This is a genomic window from Geobacter metallireducens GS-15 (genome assembly GCF_000012925.1).
Lineage (GTDB): Bacteria > Desulfobacterota > Desulfuromonadia > Geobacterales > Geobacteraceae > Geobacter > Geobacter metallireducens.
Window position 1 is genome coordinate 2,337,207 of record NC_007517.1, and the last position, 12,344, is coordinate 2,349,550.

A 12,344-nucleotide genomic window follows, 5' to 3' on the forward strand; every position below is an offset into this window, starting at 1 on the left:
GTTAACAGTGTCCGGCACGAGGAGTGATTATGAAAGATCCTGCACCGCTTGGTGAATAGTGGCAAAGAGCTCGGGGATATCCTTCTCATCGATGCAGGAGAAGGCGATCCGCAGGTCGGTCTTGCCGATGGATATGGCGCCGACACCGTACTTGTCGAGCATATGGACGCGCAGTTTTTCGGCATCCACGGTCTTGAGCTTCAGGCACATGAAATAGCCGGAGTTGAACGGGTAGTAGTCCCAGGCTTTGTCATACTTGCCGCTGTTGAGGACTTCCTTCGTCTTGAGGGCGCGCCCCTTGAGCACCTGAAATTTCTCTTGCTTCTGCTTAATGAAGTTCGGGGAGCGGAGCGCCTCAATGGCGAACGTCTGGGAAGGATGCGGGCAGTTGGAGATACGGGCGCGGATGATCCCCATGGCCTTCTTCTCAAGGGCGGTCATAACCGGTGTGTTCTCATAGCTGTTGCCATCGGCAAAGGTGATGAAGCCGGTACGGAAGCCCCAGACGAACTCCTCCTTGGTGGCGCCATCCAGCTTGACCGCCAGGATGCGGGGATGAAGGTTGGCGAGTTTGCCGAAGAGGGACTCTTTCAGGCTGTCTTCGTAGAAGAGGCCGAAATAGGCATCGTCGGTGATGGCAACGATGTTACAGCCACCCTCCGCCACCTCTTTGATGGCGGCCACCAGCGCATCCCCCTCGGCAACGGTCGGGGTGTAGCCGCTCGGGTTGTTGGGGAAGTTGAGCAGAACAACCGCCTTCCCCTTTTCCTCGGCGCTGTTCTTCAGTTCCGCCTTGAAGGCATCGACGTCATAGCCGCCGGTTGCGGTGAAGGTCGGATACTTCCGGATGACGGCCCCACAACAGGTGCCGAAGGTCAGGTTGTAGTTCCCCCAGAGCATGTCCGGGAGGATCAGGTGATCTCCCTTGTCGAGGAACATGTCGCCCGCGATGGAGAGACCGTGGGTCAGGGCGTTGGTGACGATGGGATTGCTGAAGTGCTTACCCTGCTGGCTGGGGTTTTCCCGCAGCATCTTCTCCCGCCACAGGGAGCGCAGCTCCGGCTTGCCCGCGGGGGGAGCATAGGGATAGATGTCCTTTGGATCAAAGGCGGACAGCTTGTCCTGGATGCACTGCAGGTACATCGGCCCGCCGTTTTCCGTGGCAATGCCGATGGTTGCATTGAATTTGTGAGCCTTCTCCTTTGCCTCAGCCGACTGGGTCAGGATCCCTTTCGGAAAGAAAAGGTTCTTGCCGAGATCGGACAGCATCTCCAGAACGTGGGGATTGTGCTGGGCAAGCAGATCATTCAATTCAACAGCCAATGGGTTCACGTGATTCCTCCTTGAGGTAAGATTCTATCCGGCCTGTTCTTCCGGCGCGGAGCCGCATGAACATGAGCACCCGCAGCCGCCTGAATGCGCCTCCTCGGGAGGTGTCATCAGCGCCCCGGCCAGCACGTATGCCGCCTGCAGCGCCGAAGTGGGACAGAGCGGGAAACACTCCTTGCAGTCCCAGCATTCCTTGGCGGCTATTTCCGGAATGAAGCTTATCTCACGGTTTGACCCCCTGTCAACAAATCCTACGGCATTCTTCTTTTTTATCTCGGCACAGTACCTGACACAGAGGCCGCAGTGGATGCAGAAGGAGGGATGTTTTTCAAAGCGATCCCTGTCCGCCCCGTACTCCTGGGCCAGCGCCTTCAGCTCCTCGGAGTCGGGCGCGTGCGCCAGCATCTCCTCCAGCAGCACCTTGCGGATCTTGTCAATCTTTTCGTTTCTGGTTCGTACCACCAGCCCCTTCTCCACCGGGTAGATGCAGCCGGCGACCAGCTTCGGCCACCCGCGGACCTCCACTTCCACGGTACATATGCGGCACCCGCCGTAAGGCTCAAGCTTCTCGTGGTGGCACAGCGTGGGGATGGAAATCCCCACGGACTTCGCCGCGTCCAGAATGGTCATCCCTTCGGTGGCGACAACCTCTTTCCCGTCAATCTGCAAGTTGATTTCGCTCATGGTTTTCTCTCTCAGGCAATAGCTCGTTTGTCTTCAGGGACAGGGGCCGGAACCGGTTCGCCGGAAATCTTCCGCACCGCGCCGAAGCGTGACGGGCAGACGTCCAGGCAGGTTCCGCACTTCGTGCACTTTTCCTGGTCGATGATGTGAATCAGCTTCTTGCCGCCCTGGATCGCCTCGGCGGGGCACTGCCTGAAGCAGCTGCCGCAGGCCTTGCACTTCTCCGGATCGATATGGAAGGCGATCATCTCCTTGCATGAGAGGGCCGGGCATTTCTTCTCCCTGATGTGGGCCTCGTACTCATCACGGAAGTAGCGGATGGTGCTGAGGACCGGGTTGGGAGCACTCTTGCCCAGGGCGCAGAGGGCCGCTCCCGTGGACTCGGCCAACTCCTCCAGAAGCTCGATGTCCCCCTCTTTCCCCTTGCCGACGGTGATCCTGGTGAGGACCGCCAGCATCTGGCGGATACCCTCCCGGCACGGGGTGCACTTGCCGCACGATTCGTCCTTGAGGAAGTCGATGAAGTACCGGGCGATGTCCACCATGCAGGTGTCTTCGTCCATGACGATCATGCCGCCGGAACCCATCATGGAGCCTGCCTTGGTCAATTCGTCGAAATCCACTGGCAGGTCCAGCATCGCCTCGGGGATGCAGCCGCCGGAGGGGCCGCCGGTCTGAACGGCCTTGAACTTTTTGCCTCCCGGTATGCCTCCCCCCACTTTCGTGATGATGTCCCTCAGGGTAACGCCCATCGGCACTTCCACGAGGCCGGTATTGGTGATCTTCCCCACCAGGGAGAAGATCTTGGTCCCCGTGCTCCCCGCGGTGCCGTACGAGGTGAACCAGTCCGCCCCCTTGGTGATGATCTGGGTAACGTTTGCCCAGGTCTCTACGTTGTTCAGGACGCTCGGGTGGTCCCAGACCCCCTTGACAGCGGTATGAATGTACTTGGGCCGCGGCTCGCCGGCTCGCCCCTCCAGAGCCGTCATGAGTGCCGAGGATTCGCCGCAGACAAAGGCGCCGGCACCCATGTGGACCTTGACGGTGAAATCAAAACCCGACCCGAGGATATCCTTGCCGACGAACCCGCGCTCACTGGCCTGCCGGATAGCGAGGTTGATGTTCTCGACGGCCAGGGGATATTCCTGGCGGACGTAGATGAACCCCTCATGGGCACCGACCGCATAGGCGCCGATGATCAGGCCTTCGAGGATCGAGTGGGGATTCCCCTCGATGAGCGCCCGGTCCATGAAGGCGCCGGGGTCACCCTCGTCGGCGTTGACGATCACGTACTTGATCGGGTCCGGGGCATTGCGGGACTCTTCCCACTTGCGCCAGGCGGGGAATCCGCCCCCTCCCCTCCCCCGCAGGTTCGACTTCTTGATCTCCCCCATCACGTCTTCCGGGGTCATCTGGAAGAGAACCTTGGAGAGGGCCGAGTAGCCGCCGATGGCGAGATAGTCGTCCATGCTCTTGGAATCGAGCCGGAGGTTCTCGCTGAGGATGTTGCGCTGCTGGTTCTTGTAGAAGGGAATATCCGACTCCCGCAGCGCCCTTGTTCCCGTGGCCGGATCCTCGTAGAGGAGGCGGTCCACCACCTTTTTCTCCTTGATGGTGTGGGAGACGATCTCGGGTACGTCCTCGGGCTTCACCTTGAGATAGCAGATCCCCTCGGGGTAGATCATCACGATGGGCCCGCGTTCGCAAAAGCCGGGACAGCCGGTTCCCTTGGTGTTCACTTCAGTCGTCAGGCCATGGAATTCAAGCTCCGTCTTGAAGGCCGCGATGACCTCGGCTGCCCCGGAGGCGAGGCAGCCGGCACCGGCGCATACCGAGATGCACGGCTTGGTCGGGTCAATGCGGGAGACGATGTCCTTCCTGGCACATTCCAATTTTTCAGGGGAGCTTAACCTTGTCATAAATCACCCTTACTCGCAGTTATTCAGCACGGATGCAATCTGGGACGGGGCAATGTTGCCATGGTGTTTGCCGTCCACTTCCATAACCGGCCCGAGGGCGCAGCAGCCGAGACAGTTAACGGTTTCGACGCTGAACTTCAGGTCGGAGTCCGTCTCGCCGGACTTGACGCCGGTCACCTCCTGCACCGTGTCGAGGACCCGCTGGGCGCCCCGGACGTGGCAGGCAGTCCCCATGCAGACGTGAACCTGATGACGCCCCTTCGGAACGAGGCTGAAGGCCTTGTAAAACGTGGCAATGTGCGTGATGCGGCTCATGGGCACCTGCAGTCTCTCACAGACTCTTTTCAGCGCCTCCTTGGGCAACCAATTGTGCTCGCTCTGGATATCCAGCAGGATCTGTATGAGCGAACTGGCTTCACCGTCATGCTTGTCAATAATCTGGTCTATTCTAGAGATATCCATGGTCGCCTTCCTTTTCCTCCGAGGCACTTGCAAAACTATTGCGGGTCCGGTCTGCGTTGTTGCCGCTTGCTCGAAAGCTCAACGTACCAACGGGTACGCTTCACTTCCTCGCTCGCTTGCGCCTAGCATCCCGGCCTCCTCATCACGTTTTGCACGTGCCTCTTCCGTAGTCCGCATCCGCCTTTGTATCAGGCCAGTGCGTACCGCTTCAGCTCTTCGTCGAACCTGACCAGCCCGTGCATGGTCGCGCTCTTCAAGTGCCGTGATACTTCAGATGCGTTCATGCCGAGAGTTGTTACGATCTCTCCCGTGTTCAGGGGCTTGTCCTGCAGGAGCAGCGTAATCTGGCTCACCGCCAGCTTGTTTGCCACCAGTTCGTCAAAGAGCTTTTTCAGCTCATCACTGGCGAAGAAATCAGTGTACTCCTGCTCCGTCTTGAAGCGCTGCCGCAGCCGTTCCCGTTCCACCAGCTTCACATAGGGGACCAGCTTGTTGGCTGCTTCCAGCCTGAGCTTCAGGGCGCCCGGCTCTATTCCTTCCCCTTTGCCCAACGGCCCCAGTTCCTTCAGCCTCTTGCCGAAGTCGTTCATCACCTCGGCGTACCGCATCCCCTCCGAGGCGGCGATCCATTCGAGCCGCAGCCGGTCAGGATTGATGCCGATCCGCTCCAGGATCTTCTTGGCGATGTGCACGTTCTTCAGCACATCGTAGTTGCCTTCGGTGACATAGTGGCATTCGCCGGGCCAGCAGCCGCCGATGAACACCCCGTCCGCCCCCTTGGAGAATGCCCTGAGCACGAATGCCAGGTCCACTCTGCCGGTACACATTACGCGGATAATCTTTGTTTCAGTTGTATATTGCAGTCTGGAAACTCCAGCCAGGTCGGCAGCGCCGTACGCTCACCATGTGCACAGAAAACCGACTACGCTGGGTTTATGATCTCGTCCGGTACTCATCTGTACTCTCCTTCCCGGGCAACAGCCGCTGCCCTCTGTGTAGTGCCTTCCTAGTGCTCAGGAAAGGCCGCGTCGATCTGGGCACATATCTCGTCGTCCGTGTAGTGTTTCAGATAAATGGCCCCGGTCGGGCATTTAGCGTTGCAGAGACCGTCACCCTTGCAGAGGATCGGTTCAACCCGCGCCTTTTTACCGTTGGGCGTGTCGACAAAGCTGATTGCACCGTACTTGCAGGCGGTGATGCAGGCCCCGCAGGAGACGCAGTCGCTCTCGGTCACATCGCATACGGCCCCGGAGGCGGTGACGGTTTCGCGGGAGAGGATCCCCACGGCGCGCCCCGCTGCGCCGTAAGCCTGGCTGATGGTTTCCGACAGGTGCTTCGGATAGTGGGCCGTGCCGCAGAGGAAGACCCCGTCCGCCGCAAAATCCACCGGCCTGAGCTTCACGTGGGCTTCCTGGAAGAAGCCGTCCGGGTTGTTGGAGACCTTGAATAACTTACCTGCATCCTGGCTCGATTCGGCCGGGATGACCGCGGCGGCGAGCACCACCAGGTCGGCCTCCAGCTCCATCATCTGCCCCAAGACCGGATCGGGGACCGTTACCTTGAAGCCATCCCCCGCGGCCTCCACCACCGGCTTGGTCTCCGCCTCGTAGCGGATGAACTTCACGTTCTTCTCCGACGCCTCGCGGTAGTAGGTCTCCTTGAGGCCATAGGTCCGCATGTCCCGGAAGATGATCTGGATCTCCATCTCCGGATTGATCTCCTTGAGTTTATGGGCGTTCTTGATGGCCTGGCTGCAGCAGACGCGGCTGCAGTAGTTGCGGTCAGCCTGGCGGCAGCCGACGCACTGGATCATCACCACGCTCTGGGCGCCCGTCACCTTCTCGCTCTGGCTGACAATCTCCCCTTCCAGCTCCAGCTGGGTCAGGACCCGGTCGCTCTCGCCGTAGAGGTATTCAGTCGGCTTGTATTCCTGGGCGCCGGTGGCGATCACGGCCACGCCATGCTTCACTTCCCGGTTGCGACCCTGGGAGGTCACCGTGGTGACGAAGTTCCCCACGTAGCCGGAGACATCGGTGATGTTCGCATCGGTCCAGACATGGACCCGCGGGTGCCGGTAGACCTTTTTGACCAGGTCCGCAAGGAAGGACTGGACATCCATCCCCTCCAGGGTGTAGTGGAGGCGCCGCGCCATACCGCCCAGGTCATCATCCTTCTCGATGAGGTAAACCTCGAAACCCTGCTCGGCCATGTTGAGGGCGGCGGTCATGCCGGCCACCCCGCCGCCGACCACGAGTCCCGTGTGGTCCACCGGCAGCTGGAACTCCTGCAGCGGCTCCAGGTGCGCGGCCCGGGCAACGGACATCCTGACGATCTCTTTTGCCTTCTGGGTGGCGCTCTCCTTCTCGCGGGAGTGGACCCAGGAGCAGTGCTCGCGGATGTTGGCGAACTCGAAGAAGTACTGGTTGAGCCCCGCTTCCCGGCAGGTATCCCGGAAGAGCGGCTCGTGGGTCCGTGGCGTACAGGCGGCCAGGACGACCCGGTTGAGCCCCTTTGCCACGATGGCGTCCGAGATCTGCTTGGCGTTCTCCGTGGAGCAGGCGAACAGGTTCTCACCGGCCCAGGCGACGTTGGGGAGCGTGGCCGCGTATTCAATCACTTCGGGGATATTGACGACCCGGCCGATGTTGGCGCCGCAGTAGCAGACGACGACCCCGATCTTCAACTCCTCCTGGGAGACATCCTTCTCCGGCGGGTAGACCCGCTCCCGCTCCAGCCGGCCGCGCCGGTAGGAGAGAAGCTGGCCGCAGAGGGCGCCGGCGCCGCTGGCGGTCACGACCGACTCGGGGATGTCGAGGGGGCCCTGGAACGCGCCGCTGACAAAGACCCCTTTGCGGGAGGTTTCGATGGGATTGTACGGATTGTTCTTGCAGAATTTCTGGTCGGTGAGCTCAATGCCGATCTTGCTCGCCAGGGCCTCCACATCCTTCGGCGGGTTGAGCCCCACCGACAGGACCACCATGTCGAATTCTTCTTCCTTCACCCCGTCGTCAACGGTGGAGTAGCGGATGGTGACGTTCTTGGTGCTCTCGATCTCCCGCCCGATGGTCACGTAACTCCGGACAAAGCGCACGTCGGAGAGCTTTTCCGCCCGCTGGTGGAAGCGCTCGAAGTCCTTGCCATAGGCCCGAACGTCGTTATGGAAGATGGTGGCCTGGAGGTCGGCGTCGTGGTCCTTGGCCAGGATCACCTGCTTCTGGCTGTAGGCGCAGCAGACGGCCGAACAGTAGTTGTTCCCCCCCTCGTTCACCTGCCGGGAGCCGACACACTGAATCCAGGCGATCTTGTGGGGATGCTTCTTGTCCGAGGGGCGCAGGATCTCACCCTCGTAGGGACCGGTGGCGCAGAGAATCCGCTCGAAGTCGAGGCTGGTGACCACGTTCTGCATCCGGCCGTAGCCGAAATCGCCCCGAAGCTTCGGGTTGAAGGTCTCGTAGCCGGGGGAGAGGATGATCGCCCCCACCTCCACCACCATGGTCTCCGGCTTCTGGTGGAGATCGATTGCCTTGGTCTTGCAGGCGCCGACGCAGATCTGGCATTTCCCCTCTTTGAGGTAGAGACAGGTCTCCGGGTCCACGTAGGTGACCAGCGGCACCGCCTGGGAGAAGTAGATGTGAACCGCCTTGTTCTCGGACAGGTTCTGGTTGAACGGATCGGGGATCTTGACCGGGCAGTAGTCCACGCAGATGTTGCAGCCGGTGCACTTCTCTTCCGAGATATACCGGGGCTTCTTGGTCAGCGTTACCCGGAAATCTCCCGCCTCGCCGTCGACCCGCTCCACTTCCGTATAGGTGATGATCTCGATGTTGGGGTTCCTGGCGCATTCGATGAACTTCGGCGACTCGATGCACATGGAACAGTCGTTGGTGGGGAAGGTCTTGTCCAGCTGGGACATCTTGCCGCCAAGGGCCGGCGATTTGTCGACCAGGAAGACCCGGAACCCCGAATTGGCGAGATCGAGAGCGGCCTGAATACCGCTGATCCCTCCGCCGACAATAAGTACGTCACCAATATTTCTGTCTGAGGTATTCATAGAGTTCGCCCTTCGACTGGAATGCTGTTCAATGCTCTGCTTCCGTTGTTCCTAGATCACTTCCAGGATAATTTCCGCCAGGTCCTTCACCTCGACCTTCTCGTGATCCGCCAGATCCAGGCTGCTGTCCGTGAAGTTCGTGATGCAGTAGGGGCAGGAGGTGGCCAGCACCGTAGCCCCCACGTCTACCGCCTGCCTGATTCTCAGGTCGGCGAACCGCTCTTCCTTCGGCGTTTCCATCCAGATCCGGCCGCCGCCGCCGCCGCAGCAGAGGCTGCTTTCCCGGTTGTCCGCCATCTCCAGCAGTTCGAGGCCCGGGACCTGCTGCAGCACTTGCCGGGGCTCGTCGTAGATGCCGTTGTGGCGCCCCAGGTAGCACGGGTCGTGATAGGTCACCTTCTTCGCGAACTCGCCGGTGATCTGGAGCCGCCCCTCGTTGATGAGCTGGCCGATGTACTGGGAGATGAAGACCACCTCGAAGTTCACCTTGAACTCGGGATACTCGTTCACGAAGGTGTGGTAGCAGTGGGGTGAGGAAACGAGAATCTTCGTGACGCCGTTATCGATGAACTGCTTGATGTTCTCCTTGGCCAGCCGCTTGAACAGCTCTTCGTTACCGGTCTTGCGGATACTCTCCCCGCAGCAGCTCTCCTTGGAACCGAGGATGCCGAAATCAACCCCGGCCTTGTTGAGAATGGCGGCGGTAGCAGCGGCCACCTTTCTCATCCTCGGGTCGTAGCTCAGGTAACAGCCGGTGAAGTAGAGAAGCTCCATCCCCTCGGCATAGGGCTTGACCGGCAGGTCCTTGGCCCAATCGCCCCGCTGGGTCCGATCGCCCCCCAGGGAGTTACCCTCGGAGGTGAGGCTCGCCACCACGTTGCGGATAGTCCCCACGTGGCCGGGATAGACATCGTATTCTGCGCCGATCCGGCGCATGGCGACCCCGGCCTCAATCTGGTTCACCCCCCTGGGGCAGCGGCTGGGGCAGGTTCCGCAGGTGCTGCAGCGCCAGATGTCTTCCTGTTCGATCTCGGTCAGGCCGAACGTCCCCTGACGGACGATCTTGCGCATGCTGAACTGCCGTACCCGGTTCCAGGGGCAGACCGAATCGCACAGACCGCACTGGTAGCAGTACTTGAGCGAGTCGCCCCCCTTCTCTTTGATGACGTCGATGATCTCTTTGTATGGAGTAACGGTTTCCACGATGGCACCCATCCTGTTCTGTCGAGTTAGCGTTTTTTGGTGAGCTGCTCAACCGTATCGGCGACCACGTCTGCGCCAAATCTGCTGATGAGGGATTCCAGACCTATTTCCATCTCGGTTCTCTTTACGCTCTCGTCGGGCTCTTCCACTTCCCGCTCCGTGACGCTCAGGGCGCCCACGAGGCACCACTTGACGCAGAGGGGCTCGGGCTCGCCGTCGCAGAGGTCGCACTTGAGGGGAAGGCCCGAATCGGGCTCCCGGAACAGGTCCCGGGAGGGGCAGGAGGCACGGCAGAACCCGCACTCGTCGTACTCCTTGCCGTCAATGATGAACTTGTCCCTGCCGATGCACTCCGACTCGGTGTACTCCCCGGCATAGAGCGGCACATAGATGTCTCTCAGGGGATCGCGCACCACCCTGACCCGGGAGCGTGCCGGATTGTTGCTGCTGTACGGCGGCATGGCGTGGAAGGCGGAGCAGATCACTTCGCAGGCCCGGCAACCATTGCACTTGTCGGCATCGATATTTATGGTCTTGACTATTCTCTTCTTCGTCTCGCTGTTCAAGTTCTCGCCCTCCACTCTCAAGTATCGCTGTTGCCCCGGAAGCCTTTTTCAACCGGCCGACAGAATCCCGCGCTTGATGAATTCATCGCCCACGTAGCCCAGACCCAGATCGTCCAGGGTTTCCTTCGTCGGGATGCCGTCATCGTTCCACCCCTTGAGTTTGTAGTAGGAATCCAGAAGCTCCTTCTCAAGCTCGGGGAACCTGTTTTTCCAGTGGTTTGCGGGGGGCTGCTCGTCGACCCGCCTCATCCCCCTTCTGATGTTGAAGGCCCGGACCAGGGTGCGGTAGCGCTTCGCCGCCTTCTTGAGCTTCTCCGTGTCCATCTCGATGCCGGCGCCGGCCGCGATGAACTTGGGATAGTTGTGGATGTGGTACGGCGGCTTCAGGGGGAATGAGGAGAGGCCGGCGCATTGCCCGAGAGCGTCGTCGATGTAGTGCATCATCTCCTGCCAGTCGACGATGTCGCAGCACATGTCGACCGTGGGGAAGTTGGGCATCGACTTCTCGCCGCGGGGCTCCCACTCCAGGAAGATCTTCTTGAACTTCTCGTCCGGCACCTGGATCCAGTCCTCGACAAAGGCCTCCCGCTGCTCCAGCTTCGGATACGGAGCCTGGGGGAACTGCCCTTCGATCTGGGTGATGTTGATCTTCTCCCCGGTGCAGTACATGAGATAGTAGATAGGGTTCAGCATGGAAAGCTTGAGCGGCAGCTGCTCATGCTTCTTGATGTTGTTGTGGGCGTAATCCTCGGCCCCGTTGCCGATCTCCTGCGCCGCCCAGTAGGTGCCGTTGGCCAGGATGTCGCCGATGCCGTCGCGATTGACGATTTTGTCGAGGAGGTAGAAGAATCTTTCTTCGTTCCCCTCGGGCAGGCCCGGGAAGTCGGAATCCTTGAGGATTCCCTTTTCCAGGAGTTCGAAGGCAAAAGCCATGACCTGCGGAGCGGAGAAGCCGTCAAGCCCGTACTCGGTGGCCTTCTGGGCGATCCGCAGGCCGAAATCCAGGTCCGAGTAGGCGGCCATGGTATAGGTGAGCTTGGTGAAGCACTTCATCATATAGGTGGGGAGCCCCTCCATGGAAATGGTGGCCCCGCACTTCATGGGACAGTTGTAACAGCTGATGAGGCGCGTGCGGGCCTTATCCATGGTTTTTTCCCAGGCGTGCGACACCTCGTCGGTCCAGAAGTCCTTCCGGCGGGTACGGGCGTTCCCCCAGTTGAAGTTCTCGGTGTGCCACTTTTCGTCATGGACCTTCATCTCCTGGGGCGACCCGAGGCCGGCCAGGATGGGCATCACGTCCGGAATCGGATTCTCTTCCCGGTGCTTGATGTAGTCGAGCACCTCGTTGCAGAGACCGATGTACTCCTCCGGCTTGGCCACACAGAGGTCCTTGGTCCCGCGCACCACGACGGCCTTGAGCCCCTTGTCCCCCATGACGGCGCCGATCCCGCCGCGGCTGGCGCTGGACCGCCCCTGCTCAATGGAGGCATAGAAGACCCGGTTCTCCCCGGCCTTGCCGATGGCGGCCACCTGGGCCCGCGGCTCGTTCAGCTCCTTCTTGATGATCTCCGCCGTTTCGATAGCCCCCTTCCCCTTCAGATGGGAGGCGTCACGGATCTCAACCTTGTCGTTGTTGATATAGAGATAGACCAGTTCCGGCGACTTACCGCGGAAGATAATCTTGTCGTAACCGGCATACTTCAGTTCCGGCGCCCAGAACCCCCCCATCATCGAGAAAGCCATCAACTTGGTCTGGGGAGAAACGGTGGAGACGATGGTGCGGTTGCATCCGGTTGCCGGCGTCCCGCACAACAGGCCTGCGGCGAAAATCAGGAGATTCTCCGGCGAGAATGGCTCGACCTCAGGGGGAACCCTGTCCCACAGGATCTTGGCATTGGTTCCCAGCCCACCGAGATACAGCTCGGTATCCCTCGGATCAGTTGCCACCCTCTCTATGCTTCCCTTGGTCAGATCAACTTCCAGCACATATCCGGTCTCTGCATACCTCATATTCTCACCCCTTCGTAGGTCACCTTGATACGGGCTCCGCTTATCGGGACCGAAGCCAACATTTGCCACACTTTAGTAATTTAGTACCACAATACCTATTTTACTGTCAAACGTTATTTG

The 12,344-nt window shown here is 60.2% G+C and carries 9 protein-coding genes; all 9 read right to left on the reverse strand.

Annotated elements, in window-relative coordinates; all coding sequences use genetic code 11:
* Positions 1-27 precede the first annotated feature (27 nt).
* A complete protein-coding gene (locus GMET_RS10485) occupies positions 28-1,332 on the reverse strand; it encodes an aminotransferase class I/II-fold pyridoxal phosphate-dependent enzyme (RefSeq protein WP_004514587.1) in 1,305 nt (434 codons plus the stop codon).
* Positions 1,333-1,356: 24 nt separating this feature from the next.
* The gene (locus GMET_RS10490) at positions 1,357-2,013 is read right to left on the reverse strand and encodes a 2Fe-2S iron-sulfur cluster-binding protein (RefSeq protein WP_004514586.1); all 657 of its coding nucleotides are present in this window, start codon (positions 2,011-2,013) and stop codon (positions 1,357-1,359) included.
* An 11-nt stretch (positions 2,014-2,024) separates the two neighbouring features.
* Positions 2,025-3,932: an NADH-ubiquinone oxidoreductase-F iron-sulfur binding region domain-containing protein gene (locus GMET_RS10495; RefSeq protein WP_004514585.1), complete on the reverse strand. Its 1,908-nt coding sequence runs from the start codon at positions 3,930-3,932 to the stop codon at positions 2,025-2,027.
* A gap of 9 nt (positions 3,933-3,941) precedes the next feature.
* Positions 3,942-4,394, reverse strand: a complete 453-nt coding sequence (locus GMET_RS10500; RefSeq protein WP_004514584.1) for a complex I 24 kDa subunit family protein — start codon at positions 4,392-4,394, stop codon at positions 3,942-3,944.
* Positions 4,395-4,582: 188 nt separating this feature from the next.
* Positions 4,583-5,350 (reverse strand): hydrogenase iron-sulfur subunit, encoded by a 768-nt coding sequence (locus GMET_RS10505; RefSeq protein WP_011365913.1) that lies wholly within the window; start codon positions 5,348-5,350, stop codon positions 4,583-4,585.
* Between the two features lie 50 nt (positions 5,351-5,400).
* Positions 5,401-8,445, reverse strand: a complete 3,045-nt coding sequence (locus tag GMET_RS10510) for an FAD-dependent oxidoreductase (protein WP_011365914.1) — start codon at positions 8,443-8,445, stop codon at positions 5,401-5,403.
* Between the two features lie 51 nt (positions 8,446-8,496).
* Positions 8,497-9,648, reverse strand: a complete 1,152-nt coding sequence (locus GMET_RS10515; protein ID WP_238378909.1) for a (Fe-S)-binding protein — start codon at positions 9,646-9,648, stop codon at positions 8,497-8,499.
* 26 nt (positions 9,649-9,674) lie between these two features.
* The gene (locus GMET_RS10520; RefSeq protein WP_004514580.1) at positions 9,675-10,214 is read right to left on the reverse strand and encodes a hypothetical protein; all 540 of its coding nucleotides are present in this window, start codon (positions 10,212-10,214) and stop codon (positions 9,675-9,677) included.
* 48 nt (positions 10,215-10,262) lie between these two features.
* On the reverse strand, positions 10,263-12,224 hold the full coding sequence (locus GMET_RS10525) for an aldehyde ferredoxin oxidoreductase N-terminal domain-containing protein (protein ID WP_004514579.1): 1,962 nt from the start codon (positions 12,222-12,224) through the stop codon (positions 10,263-10,265).
* Positions 12,225-12,344: the final 120 nt, after the last annotated feature.